The organism is Mesorhizobium sp. EU05-FHT14A09 (assembly GCF_058790995.1).
Genome location: NZ_JBYTDF010000004.1, coordinates 558,452 through 579,745, shown reverse-complemented (window position 1 = coordinate 579,745; position 21,294 = coordinate 558,452). Strand labels below are relative to the sequence as shown.

Sequence of the window (21,294 nt, the reverse complement as noted above, 5' to 3'; positions counted from 1 at the left end):
GGGCGTGGTTAGGGAGGAAAGCCGTGGCTGGTCCATCTCACTCGACTGCCGCAGAACCCGGTATGCGCGAGCGCGTCGTTCGAAAAGTCGCCTGGCGACTGATGCCGTTTCTCGGTCTGCTCTATTTCATCAATTATCTCGACCGCACCAACATCGGCTTTGCCGCGCCGCACGGCATGAACGATGCGCTGGGCTTCGACAAGGCCGCCTTCGGACTGGCCTCAGGCATCTTCTTCATCGGCTATCTCCTGCTCGAGGTGCCCAGCAACCTCATCCTGCACAAGGTGGGAGCGCGGCGCTGGATCGCGCGCATCATGGTGAGCTGGGGCATCGTCGCCTCGCTGATGGCATTCGTTCCCAATGCGCTCTCGATGTATGGCCTGCGCTTCCTGCTCGGCATCGCCGAAGCCGGCTTCTTTCCGGGCATCATCCTCTATCTGACGTTCTGGTTCCCCAAGCGCGAACGCGCGCGCGCGGTGGCACTGTTCATGATCGCGATACCGGTATCGTCCGTGATCGGCTCGCCGTTGTCAGCATGGCTGATCTCGGTCGGCCACGGACTGGTGTTCGGGCTGGACGGCTGGCGCTTCATGTTCCTGGTCGAAGGCCTGCCGGCGATCCTGATCGGCGTGCTGTGCTGGTTCTACCTCACGGACAAGCCACAGGATGCCGCCTGGCTGACGGCGGAGGAGCGCAACTGGCTGCAGAACGAGATGGACACCGAACATGCGCAGACCAGCCAACGCTACCACTACCCGCTCAGAAAGGCGCTGACGCAGCCTCGCATCCTGGCGCTGGCCTTCGTCTATTTCGGTGTGGTCTACGGGCTTTACGCAGTCGGCTTCTTCCTGCCGACGATCATCGCCGGCTTCAAGCAGGCGTTCAACACGGAATACTCGATCATCGAGCAGGGTTTCATCGTCGCGATCCCTTACGCTTTCGGGGCGATTGCCATGTATCTGTGGGCGCGCCATGGCGACAATACAGGCGAGCGCGTGTGGCACGTAGCCCTTCCGGCGATCGTCGGCGGCCTGGCCATTCCGGTTGCGCTCTACATGCAGTCGCCCTTCACCACGATGATCGCGGTGACGATATGCGCGATCGGCATCTGTTCGGCGCTGCCGACCTTCTGGGCGTTGCCCACACGCTTCCTGACAGGGGCAGCGGCGGCGGGCGGCATCGCGCTGATCAATTCGCTCGGCAACCTCGCCGGCTTCGTTGGCCCATATGTGACGGGCTGGCTCACCGACCTGACCGGCAATCCGAAGGCCGGGCTGTGGGTGGTCGGCGCCTTCATGATCGCGGCGGGCATCGTTGCCGTCCTGCTGAAGGCTGCGCCGGCTGCAGACGATGAGCGGGTGGCGGAGACCGACACGCAGGCGGCGTAGCCTGCAAACATGCGCCGGAAGTCAAAGCTGTAATGGCTTTCGGCTTTTCTTTGCCTGCCGCAGCCGCTAGAGCGTTTCCGTTTTTCGCGGAAACGCTCTAGCTTTTTTGTTTTGCGCGATTTCGGACGTAAACCGCTACACACTTTTGCTGGAACTGCTCTATCGATGGGCGGAACAGGGAATGGATTCTTGATGTCATCGATCGAAGAAACGCTGCTTTCCGCTATCCGCACCATTCCGGATTATCCGAAGCCGGGCGTCCTGTTCCGGGACATCACCACGCTGCTCGGCAATGCGCGTGCCTTTCGGCGGGCCATCGATGAGCTTGTGCATCCTTATGCAGGGCAGAAGATCGAGAAGATCGCCGGCATCGAGGCGCGCGGCTTCATCCTGGGCGGTGCCATCGCGCACCAGCTCTCGGCCGGCTTTGTGCCGATCCGCAAGAAGGGCAAGCTGCCGCATGAGACCGTGCGCGTCGCCTACAGTCTGGAATACGGGCTGGACGAGATGGAGATGCACAAGGACGGCGTGGTGCCCGGCGAAAAGGTCATCCTGGTCGACGATCTGATCGCCACGGGCGGCACCGCGGAAGCCGCGGTCAAGCTGCTGCGCCAGATCGGCGCCGATATCGTTGCGGCTTGCTTTATCATCGATCTGCCCGATCTTGGCGGGCGCAAGAAGCTCGAAGCGCTGGGTGTGCCGGTGCGCACGCTGATCGCCTTCGACGGACACTAAGAAGGCCGGTTTCCGCTGCAGGAATATTCCTGTCTGCGGCAGGGAACCTCACATCCCTTTCAGCGCCCTGAACAGCGTGAAGGCAGCAACGGCCATCAGGAGCCAGCCGGCGCCGCGGCCGATCCAGACGGTTGCCGCATGGTTTTCGGTCAGGGCGTCGCGGCCGCGCAAGGCAGCGAGCGCAAGTCCGCCATAGACGACCATCTGGACGGTGATGGTCATCGTTCCCATGATCAGCGCCTGCAACCAGATCGGGCCGTAGATCGGTTTCATGAACTGCGGATAGACGGCGAGCACAAACAGCCAGGCCTTGGGATTGAGCACGCAGGTGAGCACACCTTGCGCCAATATCGTGCCGAGCGGGCGCGCGGCTGCCGCCTCGACCCGGTCGACCTCGATCGCGCTGCGCGACAGCGTGAAGCCGATCCACAGCATGTAGAGCGAGCCGGCCACCATCATGGCTGGCGCCACCACCGGCAGCAGGGTGGACAGGCCGGTCACGAAGACCGTGCCGAAGATAGTGTGGCAGATGCCGCCGATCATGATGCCGGCTGTCGCCGCCGCACCGGCCTGCCGTCCGCCGGTAAGTGCATTGGCCAGCACGAACAGCATGTCCATGCCGGGCACGACGATGATGCCGACCAACAACACGAAGTAGAGCCACAAGGTGCTGGTATCCATCGGCCGCATCCCCCAATCGGGTGCGCCGCCATGGCGAACCTCGGGTCCCTAGCTTGCGCGTCCGAAAGGACGCGCGGCGCTCTAAACGGCCGATCCAATAGCGCAGCCATGCTGACACCTTGGTGTCAGCATGCGATGGCAATGCCCAGCTTTGTAAGGGTTATTCGGCCTTCACCAGCACGGAGCTTTCGAACTCGATAACCTTGTCACCGGTGGAATCGAAAGCCTCGCACAGGATGGTCAGCAGGCGCCAGCCGGGCCGTGAGGCCAGCGCGCGATGCGCCACGCCGGTCCGGGTGAAGGTGACCGTTTCGCCTGCGAACACCGGTTTCAGCCATTTGAGATTGCGGAAACCGGGCGAGGGCCCGTATTCCGGCTCGGGACCGGGGCCATCCCAGACGATATCGGGCCGCTTCGGTGTCTTCAGATTGTATTTCATCCAGGTCGAAGCGGTGTGCCAGCCCGATGCGCACAGGCCGCCGAGCAGGCTTTTCCTGGCCGCCTCCTCATCGACATGGAAGACCTGCGGGTCGAACTTGCGGGCAAAGGCCTTGATCGCCTCCGGCTCGAAGGTATGCGAACCGAGGGTGACGGTGACACCGATACCGAAATACTCGTCGAGCGTCATGCCTCGCCTCCCGCCCGCGTCAGGAACATACCGGTGTTTTCCAGTTCGAACACCGGCTCGTCGCGCTGATTGAACAGCTCCGCGCGCATGGTGACGAAACCGAGCCGCGGCTTCGATTTGGACAGGCGCTTGGCAAGCACTGTGGTGCGGCCGGTCAGCGTGTCGCCGGCAAGCACGGGCTTCTTCCATTTGACCTGGTCGACGCCGGGCGCTCCCTGCGAGGTGGAGTCCAGCAGGAAGGCATCACACAGCATACGCATGAACATGCAGCAGGTGTGCCAGCCGGAAGCGGAGAGGCCGCCGAGCAGGCTCGCCTTGCCGGCCTCTTCGTCGAGATGCATCGGCTGGAAGTCGAATTCGGAAGCGAACTCGATGATCTCTGCCGCCGTCACCTTCTTGGTGCCGAGGTCGAGGATGGCGCCTTCCTCGAAATCCTCATAGGCCCATGTCTTGCCGGTCATCCCGCAACCTCGTTCAAGCTTGTACGATTATTGTGACTGTTGCCCGGGCCTCCCGCAAGACCATGTGGGTCTTGGTTCAGCGCTTTAAACCATGTGGATGGCGTGGCCCGGCCGGTCTCAGGCCGTCAAAGCCAGCCGCGCCGCCGGAAATAGAGGTAAGGCAATATCGCCGAAACGATCATCAGGCCGATCGCAAATGGATAGCCTACCGCCCATTTCAGCTCCGGCATGATCTCGAAGTTCATGCCGTAGATTGAGGCAACCAGCGTCGGGGGCAGGAAGATCACGGCTGCGACCGAGAAGATCTTGATGATGGCGTTCTGTTCGATCGAAATCATGCCGAGCGTGGCGTCGAGCAGGAAGCTGATCTTCTGCGAGAGGAAGGTGGCGTGGTCGGCGAGCGACAGCACGTCGCGAGCCAGCGTCTTGATGCGGGCGCGGGTGTCCTTGCCCATCTTGGTCTGCGTGGCGGCGTGCGCCAGGAACCCCGCCACCCGCTGCAGCGAGGTCAGGCTGTCGCGCACGCTGGAGGCAAGATCCTCCTTGCGGCCGATGCTCTTCAAGAGTTCCTGGAAGTCGCGGTCACGGCGCGAGGCCTTGGTGGCCGTTGCTTCGAAAATGTCGCGCGAGATCGCCTCGATGTCGCGGCCGGCCTTTTCCAGGATGTCGGCGAGGCGGTCGACGATCGCTTCAAGCAAGCCGAGCAGAATGGTGTCGGCACTGGTGCAGCCGGTGGCCACCTTCTCTGCACGCAGCGGGAAGGTCTTGAAGGCGCGCGGCTCGTGATAACGCACGGTGATCAGGCGCTTTGCCGCCAGCACGAAAGTGACCGGCGACATTTCCGGTTTCTCGCCTTCGGTCTGCGAGGGCAGGTTGGCGGTCATGAAATATCCGCCGTCCTCGACATAGAGACGGCTGGAGATCTCGATCTCTTCCATCTCCTCGCGCGTCGGCACGGCGATGCCGAACAGGGCCTCGATGGCCGCTTCTTCTTCCTTGGTGGGATTGAGCAGGTCTACCCAGACGATGGCGTCACGGTTCTGCTCGATGTCGTCGGCGAGACGCAGGCGGTCATTGTCCACGGCGAAGGCTTTGATCATCGCGTGGTCTCCCATGCTGGAAACGATATGAGGCCCAAAGGGCACAGGCTCATGACGGCACCGAGGGGAGAAATCCAGCCGGTGCAAGGGCGCGATAGACCCGGGGTCGAGCCGCGTCAAGCTTCAAAGATGGCCAGATTCCTCGCGCAGAGCAGGCCATGCACTTGCCGCAAGGTGATCGGTGTAGAATAAACGTCGCATTGCTCTCGGGGACATGATCGCGGTTTCAAGTGCAGTCCGGCGCCAGAACCATTGTCGAATCCTGCAGCTTTGCTCTCGGCTCGGCTGATCTTCTCCGCGCGCGCGCTTCTGCGCGTCGTTTCGCTCTGCACATGCACGAGACATTCTCGGTGGTTGTCGTCATCGCCGGAAGCGCTTCGCTGTATTCGAACAGATGGAGCAAGAAGGCGCAGGCCGGTGACGTATTTTTCTTCAATCCGTTCGAGGTCCATGGTGGCGGCAGCCTGGATCAATCGGTCCACTATGAGGTTCTCTATCCCTCACGCGACCTCATCGTTGATTGCCTGTCCGGCGTAGGATGCAGGACCTCCATTCCCTTGTTCCAAACCGACGTTCTGCGCAAATGCGCAGCGACCGAGGCATTCATCGATGCGCTGTCGTCGGCGACATCGGGCATCACCCAGGTCGAGACGGCGCTAGGCATCTTGTTGCGCAGGTGCTCGTTCGAGACGGCCAGCTTTCCCGAACATGGTATGAGCGCGGTCCGGGCAGCCTGCGATTTTATCGAAGAACGATACATGCACGCCGTCAGCACGGACCTGCTCGCCCGTCATGTCGGGCTTCACAAGAGCCATTTCATTCGGACATTTCATCGGGCTACGGGCATAGCGCCGCAGACCTACCTCCGACAGTTGCGGATCGCGAGGGCGCGGGATCTGATCTGCGAAGGCGCTGAATTGTGCGAGGCAGCACAGTCAGTCGGCTTCTGTGACCAAGCGCACCTCACGCGCGAATTCAAGAAGGTCTATGGAGTTCCTCCCGGCCGCTTGTCACGCGATCTCCGGACCTCCCGCCATTAGGAGCGCCGACCGGAGCGTTTCCGTTTTTCACGGAAATGCTCTCGTTTTGTTTTCCCGGCATTTTTGTAACGCGGAGTGACCCCACTCGGCTACAAAATGCTCCAGGCACGCAAATCCCGTTCAAGAAACGATTCTTCGCTTGGCCTATCGACAGGACCTCAACTCCAGGAGGTCGATCCTATGTCCCGCCAAGCCTCGGAAACCTATCTGAAAAACCATCCGGACAGCGAAGGCCGCTATGGCAGCTACGGCGGTATCGATTATCCCGAAGCGCTGCGGCCCGAACTGGTTGCCTTGGCTGAAACATACAGACGCGCCTTGGGCAGCGAGGATTTTCAGCGCAAGCTCCAGGATGCTCGCGCGCATTTCCAGGGCCGTCCCACCCCCGTGCACCGCCTCGCCAATCTTTCCGCCCAGATCGGCGGCGCGATGCTGTTCGTCAAGCGCGAGGATCTGAACCACACCGGTGCCCACAAGCTCAATCATTGCGTCGGTTTCGCCCTGCTGGCGCGCCACATGGGCAAGACCAAGCTGATTGCCGAGACAGGTGCCGGCCAGCACGGGGTCGCGCTTGCCACGGCTGCTGCCTGTTTCGGCCTGGAATGCGAGGTCCATATCGGAGAGGTCGATTTCGAGAAGGCCCACTCCAATGTGAGCCGCATGAAGGTTCTGGGGGCAACTGTTGTTGTCGCGACACGCGGGCAGTCCGCTCTCAAGGAAGCGAGCGATTCCGCCTACGATGCTTATGTGCGGCAGCATCGACAGGCACTTTATGCGATCGGCTCGGCGATCGGCCCGCATCCGTTTCCAATGATTGTCCGCGATTTTCAATCGGTGGTCGGACAAGAGGCCCGGCAACAGTTCATGGCGATGAACGATGGAGCTCTGCCCAACCATGTCGTGGCATGCGTGGCCGGGGGGTCGAACGCCATGGGCATCTATGCCGGCTTTCTAGACGACAGGGATGTGTCGCTGCACGGCATCGAGCCATTGGGAAAATCGGCCGAGCCTGGCGAGCATGCCGCGACGTTGAGCTTCGGAACGCCTGGAACGCTGCATGGCGCGCGCTGCATCGTTCTTCAGGACGCGGAGGGCAATGTCGCCAAGGTGTCCTCAATCGCGTCCGGGCTTGTCTATCCGGGCGTCGGCCCCGAGATCTGCATGCTCCATGATGCGGGACGTGTGTCGTTCACCGCAGTGGACGACATGCAGGCCGTTTCGGCATTCTATCGATTATCCCGGGCTGAAGGCATCATTCCCGCGCTCGAGAGCGCGCACGCCGTCGCGTTTGCGATGCAACTGGCGGAGCGATGCCGGCCGTCGGAGCGAATCCTTATCAACCTTTCAGGCCGGGGGGACAAGGATGTGGACTTCGTGACGACGAACTACGGCGGCTGATCTGCGGCGAAAATCGCTGCACCAAGCGGGCAGATCACCAGGCAATCAGAAAAACTCGTCGAGCAGCTGGTAGTAGGCGAGCTTGGCCGGGTCGGCGTCGGGCTTTCCGTAAAGAGCGAGGAAGGGCGCGATCCATTCCTCGCCGAGATCGTCGCGGATGCTCCTGCAGACAAGCGCGAGATCCTGGCAGCGGTCGGCGACGCCAAGCCGGCCGCAGTCGATGAAGCCGGAGAAGCGGTGACCGTCGACCATGAAATTCGGCAGGCAGGCATCGCCATGGGTGACGACGAGGTCCTCGCTTGCCGGACGCCGGGCGACGAGATCGGCAAAGACCTGCTGCGCGGTCTGGCCCAGGCGTTCGCCGTCGAAATCCTCTTCGTCGATCAGCCCCGCTTCCACGCGCGCGCCGGCATCGGCGATGCGTCGTTCGAGCCTGTGGTTGAACGGGCAGGAGCGCACATCCAGCGCATGCAGGGTCCGCAGCGCGTCGGCCATGATGGCGATTGTGGTTTCGGCGGGCAGGGGGCCAGCAGATTCCAGGTTCTTGCCCGGCATGGCGCTCATCAGCAGCCAGTTGCGGCCGCCATGCACCGCGAAAGCCAGCACCTCGGGGCAAGATATCCCCTGAGCTGCAAGCCAGCGCAGCCGTGCGGTCTCCGCCGGTACTTCGGCGAAGCCGTTCGCCTCGTCGACCTTCAGGAACAGGCTGGGCTTGCCGGGCGCTTCCAGTCTGAACACGCCGGCATCCGAGAGGCCGATCGTCTGCTGGCGGGCGCCATAGCCGATGACGAGCTCCGGGAATGGCAGCGGCAAGGGGATGGCATTCATGTTCTGGCTCGCGATCTCACGAGTCGGTCGACGTCGCGGCGAAGGACAGCGTCGTGGCGACGTTTCTTTCGTGGACGGCTTCATAGGGCTCGAAATAGTGAACCCAGCCGGCCTCCAGTTCCGGCGCGATGAATTCGCGCAGGCCCAGCGAACGCCGGTGGGGTTCCTCGACGCAGCGCAAAAGGCCTTTGATGTAGGCAGCTGTGGCGTCGATCAACGTGTCGCGATAGCCACCGGCGGCGATCATTTCGGGAGCGCCGTGATTGGGCAGGATCGCTGCGGGATACAGCGAACGAAGCCGTTCCAGGTCGACAAGATGCTGCGCGAAATGCTGTGGTTCGCCGACATAGGTGACGGTGTCTTCAAGCGTGTCGCCGGCAAGAAGCAACCGTGCCTCAGGCAACCACAGCACCGTTGCGTCATCGCTGTGGATGTTGAGTTCGATCAGCCTGACTTTATATCTGCCGATCACGAGTGTCATTTCGCCATCGAACAGGATGGTTGGAAGCACCAGCGGTGAAATCGCCGGCGGACCTTCGAGCGTCCCGGCCTCGATCTCGGCCTCCTGTCGATCGAGGTGAGCCGCGGTGCGCCGATTGGCGATGATGGCACAGTCGGCAAAAACGCCGGTGCCGGCGACATGATCGAGATGCCAGTGGCTGAGCACGACCGTGAACCTCTTCACCCCCTTGGCTTCGAGGGTGGACCGGATCAACGCCGCATGGTCGAGCGAGACATGCGTGTCGTAGACCAGAGCTTCGTCACCGCTGACCAGCGCATAGCTGGCGACGCCGAGCGAGAGCGCTCCGTCGTCCACCCAGTTCGGGTGGTCGGCAAATCGCTGGTTTTCGACGCGGCCGTCGTAAAAGGCATAGACGTCGGGAGCCGGCTGCAGGATGCGCATATGTCGGGTTGCTGCCGAAACCATCGCTCACCTACTGCTTTGCCCTTTAGAGCGTTTCCGTTTTTTACGGAAACGCGGAAACGCTCCAGGTTTTGTTTTCGCCGCATTTTGTAACGCCAGGTGATTCCACATGGCTACAAAATGCTCCGGGGCTCATGCCATGCGGACGATCAGGTGTTGAACTTGAACAGCATGACGTCGCCGTCCTGTACGACATATTCCTTGCCTTCGTCGCGCGCTTTGCCAGCTTCCTTGGCTGCCACTTCGCCGCCCAGCGAGACGAAGTCGTCATAGGCGATGGTCTGGGCCCGGATGAAGCCGCGCTCGAAATCGGTGTGGATGACGCCGGCCGCGCCCGGTGCCTTGGTGCCGCGCTCGATCGTCCAGGCGCGCGTTTCCTTGGGGCCGGCGGTGAAGTAGGTGATCAGGTGCAGCAGCTCGTAGCCGGCGCGGATCAGCCGGTCGAGACCCGGCTCGTGCAGGCCCATCGCCTCCAGGAACTCCTTCTGCTCGCCGTCCGGAAGCTGCGCGACTTCGGCCTCGATCGCCGCCGAGATGATGACGGTTGAGGCGCCCTGAGAGGCTGCCATCGCTTCGACCGCCTTGGTGTGCTCGTTGCCGGTCGCGGCTTCTGCCTCGGCGACGTTGCAGACATAGAGAACCGGATGGGCGGTGAGCAGGTTGAGATCCTGCAGGATCCTGAGATCCTCGGCCGCGATGCCTTTCAGCAGGACGCGGCAGGGCTTGCCGTCCTGCAGCAGCGCCAGCGCCTGTTCCATCACCGGCAGGACGGTCATGGATTCCTTGTCCTTGGCCTGGGCACGCTTGCGCACGTTGACGATGCGCCGCTCCAGGCTCTCGAGGTCGGAGAGCATCAGCTCGGTCTCGACCGTGTCGGCATCCGCCACCGGGTTGATGCGGCCTTCGACATGCGTGATGTCGTCATCCTCGAAGCAGCGCAGCACGTGCACGATGGCATCGACCTCGCGGATGTTGGCGAGGAACTGGTTGCCCAGCCCTTCGCCCTTCGAGGCGCCACGCACCAGGCCGGCGATATCGACGAAGGAGATGCGGGTCGGGATGATTTCCTTCGACTTGGCCACTTCGGCGATCTTCTTCAGGCGCGGATCCGGCACCGCCACTTCGCCGGTGTTCGGCTCGATGGTGCAGAAAGGATAGTTGGCCGCCTGGGCTGCCGCGGTGCGCGTCAGCGCGTTGAACAGCGTGGACTTGCCGACGTTGGGCAGCCCAACGATGCCGCATTTGAAACCCATGATGATGTGGTCCTATCGGGAGTTCGAAATTTGTTCAGGGCTATGGGGGAAACGGCCTTGGATCGTCAAGTCTTTCGGCGTCGCAACGGCCATTGCCGCTGCCGTCAGTCGGGATTCTGGTCGTAGGCCTTGATCCCCTCGGGCAGGACGACCCATGAATGGCGGCGGCAGTCGTAGACGGAGTCCTCTGGTGCCGGGAAATCCGGATCGGCGAAGCCGCCGACCGCCACGGCCACGAACATGGCCTCGGCACCTTCCTCGGTATGGAAAAGGCTGGTGCCGCAGACCGGGCAGAAGCGGAACAGATAATGCGATCCCCTGTCACCGACGCGCAGATATTCGGTGGCGGTGCCTGTTGTCCTGTAGGGCGGGGCAAAGGCGGCAAGCGCGGCAAAGACACTGCCAGTACGGCGCTGGCAGGCAAGACAATGGCAGATGCCGACGCCCAGCGGCGGGTTGTCGACCTCGATGCTCAGCTGTCCGCAGGAACAGGATGCAGTCCGGGTTTGCATGGCAGGCACCTCATCTGGCGAGCGCATCGGCCGTCCTTCATTGCATGAGGTAAAGCCGATGGTTCAATTTGAGCGCAGTCCTTTAACCGAACGGTTCGTGCTTTCATCGTATCACAGCGTATCGATGCGGATTGATGCGTAAAATGGCAATCTGGCACTATATCGCGGCACCCTTCGTCTTCGCCCTGCTGGGCTTGTTGTGGCACTTGTGGCGATCCATTCCGCTGCCTCTGCCGGATCGGCTGACCGATTCTCCGCGAGTGGACAGTGTCCTCATTCCCGGCGGGTATCGGTGGAGCGATTTCATCTACGATACGGAGTTTGACGAAGACGGCTACTATCGGCTGGACAGCTCGAAAAATCTAAGGGTCGCGATCGGACTGATGGTCTTTTTCGGTGTGCTGCTGCTCGTCTGCGTTCCCAATGCGCGGACACTCTTTGCCGATGTGATGGATTCTTGTGCCCACTGGCTGTGGGAGCGTGTCCAATATCGGTTGGCGAACCCCTGGTGAGGTTCTCAATCCTTGTTGCCGAGCAGCTTCTTCAGCATGGCGGCCATCGGCCCGTTCTCCGGAACCTTGACTGCGGACTGCTGCGGCCTGGCCTGGCGGATATGGCTCTGCGCCTTGGGCGCGGCTGACTGTTTTGGCGCCTTGGCCGGCGGTGTGTCGTCCGGGCCGGTCGGCTGCAGCTTGTCGCGCAGGGCCAGCGTCACCCGGTTCATGAAGGAGTTGTCGTCGCCCTTGGCGATCATATCCGCGCTGTCAGCGATGCTGTCGAGCAGCACGTCCAGCCATTCCTGGTCGGCTTTTGAGAAATCGCCCAGCACGTGGCCATGCACCATTTCCTTGGCGCCGGGATGGCCGACACCAATGCGGACGCGCCGGTAGTTGTTGCCGATGTGCTGGTCGAGCGAGCGGATGCCGTTGTGACCGGCGGAGCCGCCACCGATCTTGACCCGGACCTTGCCGGCCGGCAGCTCGATTTCGTCGTAGAAAACAGTCACTGCCGAAGCGTCGAGCTTGTAGAAGCGCAGCGCTTCGCCGACAGCCTGGCCAGACAGATTCATGAAGGTCTGCGGCTTGATGAGCAGCACCTTCTCGCCGCCGATCCTACCTTCGGCGATCTCGGCCTGGAACTTGCGCGACCAGGGCGAAAAGGAATGGCGGCGGGCGATGACGTCCGCCGCCAGGAAACCGACATTGTGCCGGTTGTTGGCATATTTCGCGCCAGGATTGCCGAGACCAGCGAACAAAAGCATGGTGACGGCCCTCCCGGGCTGCGAAAATTACTTCTCTTCGCCGGCTTCCGCAGCGGCCGGGGCGGCTTCTGCTTCCTCGGTCTCCGGCTTCATCGCGGCCGAGCCGGCGATGGTGGCGATGGTGAAGTCGCGGTCGGAAATGACCGGCTTCACGCCAGCCGGCAGCTTGACTGCCGAGATGTGGATCGAGTCGCCGATGTTGGCACCGGCCAGATCGACTTCGATGAATTCCGGGATCGCGTTGGCCGGGCAGTGGAATTCCACTTCGTGGCGAACGATGTTGAGCACGCCGCCGCGCTTGATGCCGGGCGACTTCTCTTCGTTGATGAAGTGAACCGGAACTTCGACGTTGACTTCGGTGTTCTTGCCGACCCGCAGGAAGTCGACATGCAGCGGGAAGTCCTTGACCGGGTCAAGCTGATAGTCCTTCGGCAGGACCTGGATCTTCTTGCCGTCGACGTCGATCGTCGCGACCGTGGTCAGGAAGCCACCGCCATGGATCTTGTAGAAGACGTCCTTGTAGGACAGGGCGATAGCCAGAGGGGGCTGCTTGTCGCCATAAATAACTGCAGGCACTTTGCCTTCGCGGCGAACTGCACGGGCGGACCCCTTACCGACCTGTTCGCGCGACTCGGCCTTGAGCTCGTAAGTATCGTGGCTCATGGTATTTCCTTTCGCGTTGCTGGAGCATTCCCGGTATCCGGCAAGCCGGGTTCCGAAAATGTCGAAAGCCGCGAAATCCGCGGCCCTCGTCCGCGTTGCCTCCAAGGGTGTCTACGCGGGTGGCGGCTCTATAGCGGAAGGCGGCCAAACGCGCAAGCATGGCCGCCTTTTCTGGTTTGCCGACAGCTTAGCCAACGGTCATTATGAATGACCGTTGAAGCGCGCGCCAATTGACTGTGTTCTTGCGCGCCGCGCCCGTTGGCGCGTTAGCCAAGTGGCCCGGATGGGCCGCGCCGGCGTTTGAGGCGTCCTGGATGTGTTAGCATCCAGGACCTCTGATATTATGCCGCGCTCTTTCGGGCTTCCTTCATGTTGGGCAGGAAGATGGTGAGCAGGCCGAGCAGGGGCAGGTACGAACAGATCTGGTAGACGAAGTCGATGCCCTTGGCGTCCGCGACCACGCCTAGGATGGCGGCGGCGATGCCGCCCATGCCGAAGGCGAAGCCGAAGAAGATGCCGGCGATCATGCCGACGCGGCCCGGCACCAGTTCCTGCGCGAACACCACGATGTTGGAGAAGGCCGACGACAGGATCAGGCCGATCAGGATGGTGAGGATCACCGTCCATTCCAGGTTGGCATAAGGCAGGATCAGCGTGAACGGCAGCACGCCGACGATCGAGAACCAGATCATCGCCTTCTGGCCGTAGCGGTCACCGAAGGGCCCACCGAGCAGGATGCCGAGTGCTGAAGCGCCGAGGAAGGCGAACAGCAACACCTGCGACATCTGCACGGAAACGCCGAACTTCTCGATGGTATAGAAGGTGTAGTAGCTGGACAGGCTGGCGATGTAGGCGTTCTTGGAGAGCACCAGAACCGTCAGGATCACCAGCGACCACGTCACCCGGCCGCGCGAGAAGGGCGAGACGTGCACCGCCGCAGGCCGGTTGCCGGTCGCCTTGCGGTAGCGGATGTACCAGTTGCCGACCTGCCAGAGCACGATGATGCCGATCAGCGAGCCGATGGCGAACCAGGAGATGCTGGTCTGGCCAAACGGTACGACGATGAAGGCCGCGGCCAGCGGACCCATTGCCTGGCCGAAATTGCCGCCCACCTGGAACAGCGATTGGGCAAGGCCGTGCTTGCCGCCGGACGCCAGCCTGGCGATGCGGGAGGATTCCGGGTGGAAGATCGACGAGCCGATGCCGATGAGCGAAGCGCCGAGCAGCAGCAGCCAGTAGTGGCCGGCATAAGCCAGGACAATCAGGCCGACCAGCGACGACGCCATGCCCCAGGGCAGGGAGAACGGCATCGGCCGCTTGTCGGTGATGATGCCGACCACCGGCTGCAGCAACGAGGCGGTGACCTGGAAGGTGAAGGTCAACAGGCCGATCTGCCAGAAGTCGAGGCTGTAATTGTCCTTAAGGAGCGGATAGATGGCCGAAAGCAGCGACTGCATAATGTCGTTGATGAAGTGGCCAAAGCTCACCGCCAGGATGACGGTGAAGGCTGTGGTGGTCGCCGCGCTCGTCGCGCGACCGGCTGTCGCTGCGGTATCGGTCAAGATCATGCTCCTTGCTACGGTGCGTTGATGTTCAAACGAGGCGGGCCTGTGAATGGCAGCTTTGCGCGCTTCCGGTGCTCGCGTGTTCAAACGCGTGCTGCCGCGCTGCGGCTGTGAAAGCTGACCAATTCCGGCGCGTCCTGGCTTGAATCGAGCCGCACCCTTGTCGCGGACGGAAATTGCCGCCGCGGAGGCGCTTATAATCCTGTTGCTGCGCTGCTTCTTTCGTGGTTTGGTCCATTTATTACGCAAGTGGGCCAAACCATGCCAACGAGTGTCTCCTATCTCGAAGCGCCGGTCACCGATCTGCATCGTCGCCACCGCGAGCGGCTGGAATGGCTGGACCGCGCCCGCGACCTCGTGATCGCATTGCCGTCGGAATATCCGGACGGCTACACCGTCCCCGACCATCGTCACAACCGCAGCCAGCTCCTGCACGCCCTGACCGGTGTGGTCCTGGTGAAGACGCATTTCGGCCGCTGGATGGTCCCGCCTGACCATGCCATGTGGATCCCGGCCGGCATCAAGCATGCGGTGGAGATGCAGGGCAGTGTCTCGATGCGCTCGGTCTATGTCGCGCCCGACTCGGTAGCCGGCCTGCCAACGAACCTGCGTGTCGTTGGCGTCAGCGACCTGATGCGCAGCCTGATCATCGAGGCAGTCACGCTGCCGACGGACGAACCGCCCAGCGAGCGCGCCGCTCTCTTGATGGCGCTGCTCCTGCACGAAATCCCGGCCATGGAAGAACGGCCGCTCGGTCTGCCGTTCCCGCACGATCCGCGCATCGCGGCATTGTGCCGACGCTTCGTCGCCGACCCATCACCGCATGCCACGATCGACGACTGGGCTGAGACCGTCGGCATGAGCCGGCGCACTTTCACCCGCGTCTTCCACCGCGAGACCGGATTGTCCTTGTCGACCTGGCGCCAGCAGGCGCTGCTGCTTGCCGCCCTGCCGCGGCTTACCGATGGCGAACCGGTCACACGCGTGGCGCTCGATCTCGGCTATGACAGCGTGCCGGCCTTCACCACCATGTTCAAGCGCATGCTGGGGCTCTCGCCGCGCGGCTATCTGAGGGGCGCTCGTGAGGTGGGCTGAAGATAGGAACAGCCGGCGCAGCCTCTAACTTCTGCGCCATCCGTAGCAATGCTCTGTCCTCTATCCACGAGTGGGAGGGATAGCTAAGAAGATCAAGGATTTGTCTTCGGACTTTCGCTCCCGATGCTTCAATCTCTTCTCGCCGGTGTTTCGAACCAGGCCGTGTTCGCCATTGTTGCGATCGCTTTGATCGCAGGACTGGCGCGTGGCTTTTCGGGCTTCGGGGCCGCGCTCATCTTCGTGCCGTTGGCGAGTTCCGTGGTCGGTCCCAAGGTCGCGGCGCCGCTGCTGTTGGTGGTGGACGGCGTGATGGCCGCTGGCTTTGTGCCGGGGGCGTGGCGGCAGGCCGACAAGACCAATGTCCTTGTCATGGCACTTGGTGCACTGGTCGGCGTGCCGCTCGGCACCTATGCACTGGCACATCTCGACCCGTTGACGATCCGTTGGTCGATCGTCGTCGTCGTCGTTGCGCTTCTGCTGCTCCTGATGTCAGGCTGGCGCTACTACGGTCGCCCCAAAGCCTATCTCACCATCGCGGTCGGAGCGATATCGGGCATTTTCTCCGGTGCAGCGCAGGTCGGCGGGCCGCCGGTCGTGGCCTATTGGCTGGGCGGCGGCTTTGTCGGCAACACCGTCCGGGCCAACATTATTCTCTATTTCGCCGTGTCCACGGTGATCACGGCGGTCAGCTATCTCTGGGGCGGCCTGATCACGGCACCGATCGTTGCATTGGCCGTCATCGCTGCCCCCGCTTATGGTCTAGGGTTGTGGCTCGGCGCGCATATGTTCGGCATGGCCAGCGAGCAGACCTTCCGCAGGCTGTGTTTCGGGCTGATAGCGCTTTCGGCTCTGATCAGTTTGCCGGTGCTGGACGGGCTGTTGCGATAAACAGGGCGTCTAAAACGTTGAAGCGTCCTTTCGCGTCCGAATGGACGCGCGCAGAGGCCTAATCAAACAGGCTGGACACCGATTCTTCCGTGGCGGTGCGCGAGATGGCTTCGCCCATCAGGTCGCCAATCGAGATGACGCGGATATTGTGGGCGTCGATCACGGCCTGCGTCGGCTGGATCGAGTCGGTGATGACCAGTTCCTGCAGCTTGGAGCCGGTGATGCGGGCTACCGCGCCGCCCGAAAGCACGCCGTGGGTGATGTATGCCGTGACGCTGGTGGCGCCGTTGGCAAGCAGGGCATCGGCCGCGTTGCACAGCGTGCCGCCGGAATCGACGATGTCGTCGATCAGCAAGCAGTCCTTGCCGCGCACGTCGCCGATGACGTTCATCACTTCGGATTCACCGGGCCGCTCGCGGCGCTTGTCGACGATGGCGAGCTGGGCGTCGATGCGCTTGGCAAGCGCACGCGCACGCACCACGCCGCCGACGTCCGGCGACACCACCATGACGTTGCCGAGCTGCTTGTATTTGGCTTTCACGTCGCGCGCCATCACCGGCACGGCGAAGAGGTTGTCCGTCGGTATGTCGAAGAAGCCTTGGATCTGGCCGGCGTGCAGGTCGAGCGTGAGCACGCGGTCGGCGCCGGCGCGGGCGATCATGTTGGCGACCAGCTTGGCCGAGATCGGCGTACGGCCTGATGCGCGACGGTCCTGGCGGGCATAACCGAAATAGGGGATCACCGCCGTGATGCGCCGGGCCGACGAGCGCATGAAGGCATCGATCATGATGAGCAGTTCCATCAGGTGATCGTTGGTCGGATAGGATGTCGACTGCAGGATGAAGACATCCTCGCCGCGCACATTTTCCTGGATCTCGACAAAGATCTCCTGGTCGGCGAAACGCCTGACGCTTGCCTTGCCCAACGGAATGTTGAGATAGCGAGCGACCGCTTCGGCCAGCACCCTGTTGGAATTGCCCGCGAAGAGTTTCATGCACCGTACCTGGTGGTGGAGTTTAAGGGGGCTTTTAACCAGCCGTGCCGGTATTGCAAGCGCCGTATTGCGGAATCCGCAATGGAATCCCAACAAAGGTGTAACCCAGGGGAAAGCGTATCGTGCTGCTAGCCGGCTAGATTCCCGGAGCAATTCCAGCAAAACGTGCGTAGCGGTTTTGCGTGCGGAATTGCGCCTGCAAAAAGTCAGAGGATTTTCGCGTTTCCGAGAAAAACGAAAACGCTCCAGAATCAGCCGGCAGGGCGGCCGGCGAGCCAGTTGGTCAACTGGGCAATGGTCTGGTCGGCGATCGCCTGCATGGTGGCGGGCGGTACGGCTGCCCAGCCCTCGGCGCCGCTGACAGTTGGCGCTTTCTGCTGACCGTTGATGCGGTGCACGCGGGTACCCGCCGGGTCATAGACGTCCCAGACGTAGATGACGGTCGTTTCCTTGCCCTCGGATATGGTCGAGAAATAGCCCTTCAGCACATGGGTCGCACCCTGGCCGGCGCTGCCGGCGAGGGTGATGCCGCTTTCCTTGGCACGCGCCGCAAGGCGTTGGGTGAGCGGGGTGGCCGCCTCCACCGTGGCGCCGACGATGGGAGCGATCTGCAGCCGGGCCTTGCCGAGCATGGCGGCAGCCTGTGCCGGCGTCGGGGCTGGCGTGGTGACGCTGGCAGCGGCAGGCACCGAAGCGCCGGCGGTCGGGTTCGCAAGCGTAGCGGGCTGCACGGTGGCCGCCGCAGGCGGCGCGCCCTGCGCGGTTTGTGTCGTCGCTGGCGTGGTCGGTTGCAGCGCGTCGTTGGCCCGGTTGCAAGCCGACAGCGCCAGAGCAAACAGCAATGGCGCGATGGTCAGGCATGATCGCCTCATCGACTGACGAACTCCTCGGCGACGAACAAATGCCCTTCCCGGCATCGATTCAGCGCACGATCAAGTCGAGATCATGGCGCGAAAGCGGCTTCGGCTGCGATTCGGTCGTCAGATAGGTGCGGCCAAGCGTCATCGCGGTCTCCGTTTCGGAGTCCATGATGATCATGTGCGCGAACAAGGTCATGTTGGGGGCAATCGGCTCCGGATTGCCCTGGTAGAACATCGGCATGTCCATCCATGACGGCGTGAAGCGGGCGCCGACCGAATAGCCGCAGGCGTTGAGCCGGTGCCGGGTAAGCCCGTGTGTCTCCAGGGTGCGGGCGTGGGCGTCGAAGACATCGCCGAAGCTGTTGCCCGGCGTCATCGCCTTTTCGACCGCGAGCAGAGCGGCGCGGGAGGCATCGAACAGGTCCTGGTGGCGCTTGGAGACCTTGCCGGTAAGCGCCGTGCGCATCATCGGTGCATGGTAGTGGTGGAAGACGCCGGCCCATTCCAGCGTGAGCTGGTCGTTCTTGTTGAGCTTGCGGCGGCCCGCCTTGTAGCGGCAGAGCAGGGCGTCTGCGCCGGAGCCGATGATGAACTCATTGGCGGGATAGTCGCCGCCGCCCGAAAAGACCGCACCCTGCATGGCGGCCAGGATCTGCGCCTCGTCGCCGCCTTGCTTGATCAGCGGCAAGGCCGCGTCCAGCGCGTCGTCGCTCAACGCCGCGGCCTTTTCAGCCTTGGCGATCTCGGCAGGGCTCTTGAACAGGCGAAGCCGTCCGACGATGCCGGAGGCATCGGCGATCTGGCCGAAGGTCTGCAACTGCTCGTCCAGCCGTCGGCCGTTATAGGCGGTCAGGCCGTGTGTGTCGTATTCGACGCCGATGCGGGCGCCGAGCAGGTCGAGATCGTTCAAAAGATTGCGCAGGTCGATCGCCGGGTTGGCGTCGGCGCGGTCCATCCAGACGACGATGTTGTCTATGGTCGAGGTGTGCCGGGCCTGGCGCAGGTCGGCGGAGCGTGTGAGCAGCACCATCGAGCCGTCGGCTTTCACCACCAGGCACTGGAAGAAGCAGAAGCCGAACGTGTCGTATCCGGTCAGCCAATACATGCTTTCCTGTGCAAACAGCAGGATGGCGTCGAGTTTCTTCTCGGCCATCTCGATCATCAGCCGATCGCGGCGGGCGTCGTATTCGGAGCGTTCGAAATGCAGCGCCATCAGCCGTTGTCCTCCAGCACGATCGCCGAGAGTTGGCGTCCATAGTCCGGCTCGTTGCGGTGGACGGTGCGGCGATAGGAAAAGAAGAGGTCTTCTTCCGCATAGGTGCAGCGGTCGAGCGCCTCTGCGGTCACGCCGGCCTGTCGCAGCCGGTCGACCGTGTAGCGGTTGAGGTCGAACATTGCATGACCGGATTTGCCCGAAGGCGCGAAATATCGCTCGTTGCCGGCATCTGCCTCGGCGAAGCGGGCAACGAATTCCGGTCCGACCTCATAGTTGCGTGGGCTGATCGAAGGGCCGAGAACGGCGACGATGTTCTCGCGCCTTGCACCGAGGCCTTCCATGGCGACGACGGTATTCTCGAGCACGCCCGTGAAGGCGCCTTTCCAGCCTGCATGCGCGGCGCCGATGACACCGGCGCCGGCGTCGGCAAACAGCACTGGCCCGCAATCCGCGGTCGTGGCGGCAATGGCGATGCCTGGCCGGTCGGTAACGATGGCATCGACCTTGGGCCGCTCGCCGTCAAAAGGCTCGCGCGCAACAACGACGTCCGGCGAATGGACTTGATGCGCACTCAGCAGATGCGTGGTGGGCACGCCCATCCAGTCCGCGACACGGCGGCGATTTTCGCGCACCAGCTCCGGGTCGTCCTGGGAACCAGTGCCGATGTTGAGGCCGCGATAGATGCCGTCAGAGACACCGCCGACGCGGGTGAAATAGCCATGGCGGATGCCTTGCGCCGCCATCTTTTCGAGCATCGGAGACCGGATCGGCTCCGGCTTCGTTTGGTTCAGCATGTCTGTCTTGTCTTTGTCAGGCCAGGATTCGTCAAGGCGATGCGCCGACGGTTCGAAGCGCGGACAGTGGGGCAGGGCGGGGGCCGAAGTCAATCGCGATTGGAGGCGCGGCTGTTGGACAGGTCAGCGCGAAGCGGCCGACCAATGCGCGAAATGATCGATCATGAGGGGAACACGCGGTGCATCATCCACCGCCTCCGCCAGTTCCCACAGGCGATGCGCGCCGGTCAGCACCTCGACACGTTTCCGCTCGATCGTACATCCCGACAGCGCCTCGTAGTGGGTGATGATCCGCTCGGTCAGGTCTGTGGAAATGAAGTTCGAATAGATGAAATCGCGGTGCAGCGGTCCGAAACCGGAATCTGCGAAATCATACATGCCGCTGAGACGACCGGTTTCATGATCGAAGGCCATGTTCCAGCCATGACCATCGAAGAAGCCGTAAGTCGTGCCGTACGGGTCGGGTGGCAGGTCGGCCCAGGAAGCGATGATGTGCTCGGCCAGGGTTTTCAAGTCACCTGACAGGAGAGGCAGGGCCTTGTCACGGACTTCACCGGGCTCGGACCAGGCTTCCACCGGGCCGGCGCCGGCGGCACGCATCACCTCGATGTCGAGGCCATGCAGGTCGACATAGAAACGCGCCAGGCGCCGTGCCAGGTCTTCGCGTTCATCCACGCCCAGGCGCATGTAATGAGGCGTTTCCAGATAGCTGCCTTTCAGCTTCTGGTGGCACGAGAAGGTCTGCGAAGCATCGATCAGCCGGATATCCGGAACCGGCATGGCGATGGCAGGACGGATCACGTCGAGCAGGCTGATTTCCCGGATCAGCGACTTTTCCGCGGTCTCGTTCCGCGGGAATTTGAAGATCATGCGGTCGTCGACATCGACCGCGATTGAATCCCAGCCCTGGGTGAGCAGGCTGAAGCGTGATGCGGCCAGGTCAGGGAACCGGGCGATGATGATCGCCTTCAATGCATCGAGTTCGGTTTCCTGTGTCGTTTGCATCTTG

At 62.5% G+C, this 21,294-nt stretch carries 23 protein-coding genes; 7 read left to right on the top strand and 16 right to left on the bottom strand.

Annotated elements, in window-relative coordinates:
- The first annotated feature begins 23 nt into the window (after window positions 1-23).
- The gene (locus AC3WTO_RS17815; RefSeq protein WP_492462073.1) at window positions 24-1,388 is read left to right on the top strand and encodes an MFS transporter; all 1,365 of its coding nucleotides are present in this window, start codon (window positions 24-26) and stop codon (window positions 1,386-1,388) included.
- 192 nt (window positions 1,389-1,580) lie between these two features.
- The gene (locus tag AC3WTO_RS17810; protein WP_492462072.1) at window positions 1,581-2,123 is read left to right on the top strand and encodes an adenine phosphoribosyltransferase; all 543 of its coding nucleotides are present in this window, start codon (window positions 1,581-1,583) and stop codon (window positions 2,121-2,123) included.
- A 48-nt stretch (window positions 2,124-2,171) separates the two neighbouring features.
- Here AC3WTO_RS17810 and AC3WTO_RS17805 read toward each other — a convergent pair whose 3' ends face one another.
- The 4 genes from AC3WTO_RS17805 to corA form a co-directional block, all read right to left on the bottom strand.
- Window positions 2,172-2,804 (bottom strand): LysE family translocator, encoded by a 633-nt coding sequence (locus AC3WTO_RS17805; RefSeq protein ID WP_492462071.1) that lies wholly within the window; start codon window positions 2,802-2,804, stop codon window positions 2,172-2,174.
- A gap of 160 nt (window positions 2,805-2,964) precedes the next feature.
- Window positions 2,965-3,432 (bottom strand): MaoC family dehydratase, encoded by a 468-nt coding sequence (locus tag AC3WTO_RS17800; RefSeq protein ID WP_492462070.1) that lies wholly within the window; start codon window positions 3,430-3,432, stop codon window positions 2,965-2,967.
- Window positions 3,429-3,893: a MaoC family dehydratase gene (locus AC3WTO_RS17795; RefSeq protein ID WP_492462069.1), complete on the bottom strand. Its 465-nt coding sequence runs from the start codon at window positions 3,891-3,893 to the stop codon at window positions 3,429-3,431. Before AC3WTO_RS17795 ends, AC3WTO_RS17800 begins: the two co-directional genes overlap by 4 nt.
- 125 nt (window positions 3,894-4,018) lie before the next feature.
- Window positions 4,019-4,993, bottom strand: coding sequence for a magnesium/cobalt transporter CorA (gene corA, locus AC3WTO_RS17790; RefSeq protein WP_492462068.1), 975 nt, complete (start codon window positions 4,991-4,993; stop codon window positions 4,019-4,021).
- Window positions 4,994-5,223: 230 nt separating this feature from the next.
- Between corA and AC3WTO_RS17785 the strand changes: the two genes are divergently transcribed.
- Together AC3WTO_RS17785 and trpB are read left to right on the top strand one after the other, a co-directional pair.
- Window positions 5,224-6,033, top strand: a complete 810-nt coding sequence (locus tag AC3WTO_RS17785; protein ID WP_492462067.1) for a helix-turn-helix domain-containing protein — start codon at window positions 5,224-5,226, stop codon at window positions 6,031-6,033.
- A 180-nt stretch (window positions 6,034-6,213) separates the two neighbouring features.
- Window positions 6,214-7,431: a tryptophan synthase subunit beta gene (gene trpB / locus AC3WTO_RS17780; RefSeq protein WP_492462066.1), complete on the top strand. Its 1,218-nt coding sequence runs from the start codon at window positions 6,214-6,216 to the stop codon at window positions 7,429-7,431.
- Between the two features lie 45 nt (window positions 7,432-7,476).
- Here trpB and AC3WTO_RS17775 read toward each other — a convergent pair whose 3' ends face one another.
- From AC3WTO_RS17775 to AC3WTO_RS17760, 4 genes are all read right to left on the bottom strand, one after another.
- Window positions 7,477-8,259, bottom strand: coding sequence for an APH(3')-II family aminoglycoside O-phosphotransferase (locus tag AC3WTO_RS17775; protein WP_492462065.1), 783 nt, complete (start codon window positions 8,257-8,259; stop codon window positions 7,477-7,479).
- A 16-nt stretch (window positions 8,260-8,275) separates the two neighbouring features.
- Window positions 8,276-9,187 (bottom strand): MBL fold metallo-hydrolase, encoded by a 912-nt coding sequence (locus tag AC3WTO_RS17770; protein ID WP_492462064.1) that lies wholly within the window; start codon window positions 9,185-9,187, stop codon window positions 8,276-8,278.
- A gap of 146 nt (window positions 9,188-9,333) precedes the next feature.
- Window positions 9,334-10,437: a redox-regulated ATPase YchF gene (gene ychF / locus AC3WTO_RS17765; RefSeq protein ID WP_492462063.1), complete on the bottom strand. Its 1,104-nt coding sequence runs from the start codon at window positions 10,435-10,437 to the stop codon at window positions 9,334-9,336.
- 104 nt (window positions 10,438-10,541) lie between these two features.
- Window positions 10,542-10,949: a GFA family protein gene (locus AC3WTO_RS17760; RefSeq protein WP_492462062.1), complete on the bottom strand. Its 408-nt coding sequence runs from the start codon at window positions 10,947-10,949 to the stop codon at window positions 10,542-10,544.
- A 143-nt stretch (window positions 10,950-11,092) separates the two neighbouring features.
- Here AC3WTO_RS17760 and AC3WTO_RS17755 point away from each other — a divergent pair, with 143 nt between their 5' ends.
- The gene (locus AC3WTO_RS17755) at window positions 11,093-11,461 is read left to right on the top strand and encodes a hypothetical protein (RefSeq protein WP_492462061.1); all 369 of its coding nucleotides are present in this window, start codon (window positions 11,093-11,095) and stop codon (window positions 11,459-11,461) included.
- Window positions 11,462-11,466: 5 nt separating this feature from the next.
- On the opposite strand, the gene pth is transcribed toward AC3WTO_RS17755, so the two are convergent.
- From pth to AC3WTO_RS17740, 3 genes are all read right to left on the bottom strand, one after another.
- Window positions 11,467-12,210, bottom strand: a complete 744-nt coding sequence (gene pth / locus AC3WTO_RS17750) for an aminoacyl-tRNA hydrolase (protein WP_492462060.1) — start codon at window positions 12,208-12,210, stop codon at window positions 11,467-11,469.
- A 27-nt stretch (window positions 12,211-12,237) separates the two neighbouring features.
- Window positions 12,238-12,873: a 50S ribosomal protein L25/general stress protein Ctc gene (locus tag AC3WTO_RS17745; RefSeq protein WP_492462059.1), complete on the bottom strand. Its 636-nt coding sequence runs from the start codon at window positions 12,871-12,873 to the stop codon at window positions 12,238-12,240.
- A 341-nt stretch (window positions 12,874-13,214) separates the two neighbouring features.
- Window positions 13,215-14,441 carry an MFS transporter gene (locus AC3WTO_RS17740; protein ID WP_492462058.1) on the bottom strand — a complete coding sequence of 409 codons (1,227 nt, stop codon included), beginning with the start codon at window positions 14,439-14,441 and terminating at the stop codon, window positions 13,215-13,217.
- Between the two features lie 258 nt (window positions 14,442-14,699).
- On the opposite strand from AC3WTO_RS17740, the gene AC3WTO_RS17735 reads away from it, so the two are divergent.
- Both AC3WTO_RS17735 and AC3WTO_RS17730 read left to right on the top strand, forming a co-directional pair.
- Complete coding sequence (locus tag AC3WTO_RS17735) at window positions 14,700-15,533, top strand: AraC family transcriptional regulator (protein ID WP_492462057.1); 834 nt, start codon at window positions 14,700-14,702, stop codon at window positions 15,531-15,533.
- A gap of 123 nt (window positions 15,534-15,656) precedes the next feature.
- The gene (locus tag AC3WTO_RS17730) at window positions 15,657-16,421 is read left to right on the top strand and encodes a sulfite exporter TauE/SafE family protein (RefSeq protein WP_492462056.1); all 765 of its coding nucleotides are present in this window, start codon (window positions 15,657-15,659) and stop codon (window positions 16,419-16,421) included.
- A 58-nt stretch (window positions 16,422-16,479) separates the two neighbouring features.
- Here AC3WTO_RS17730 and AC3WTO_RS17725 read toward each other — a convergent pair whose 3' ends face one another.
- The 5 genes from AC3WTO_RS17725 to AC3WTO_RS17705 all read right to left on the bottom strand — a co-directional run bounded on the left by AC3WTO_RS17725 (window position 16,480) and on the right by AC3WTO_RS17705 (window position 21,290).
- Entirely contained in the window at window positions 16,480-17,415 is a 936-nt protein-coding gene (locus tag AC3WTO_RS17725) for a ribose-phosphate pyrophosphokinase (protein WP_492462055.1), read from the bottom strand.
- Window positions 17,416-17,666: 251 nt separating this feature from the next.
- On the bottom strand, window positions 17,667-18,287 hold the full coding sequence (locus AC3WTO_RS17720) for a hypothetical protein (RefSeq protein ID WP_492462054.1): 621 nt from the start codon (window positions 18,285-18,287) through the stop codon (window positions 17,667-17,669).
- Window positions 18,288-18,336: 49 nt separating this feature from the next.
- Entirely contained in the window at window positions 18,337-19,488 is a 1,152-nt protein-coding gene (locus AC3WTO_RS17715; RefSeq protein ID WP_492462053.1) for a M24 family metallopeptidase, read from the bottom strand.
- A complete protein-coding gene (pgeF, locus tag AC3WTO_RS17710) occupies window positions 19,488-20,378 on the bottom strand; it encodes a peptidoglycan editing factor PgeF (protein ID WP_492462052.1) in 891 nt (296 codons plus the stop codon). Before pgeF ends, AC3WTO_RS17715 begins: the two co-directional genes overlap by 1 nt.
- A 30-nt stretch (window positions 20,379-20,408) precedes the next feature.
- Window positions 20,409-21,290, bottom strand: coding sequence for a phosphotransferase family protein (locus tag AC3WTO_RS17705; RefSeq protein WP_492462051.1), 882 nt, complete (start codon window positions 21,288-21,290; stop codon window positions 20,409-20,411).
- Window positions 21,291-21,294 lie beyond the last annotated feature (4 nt).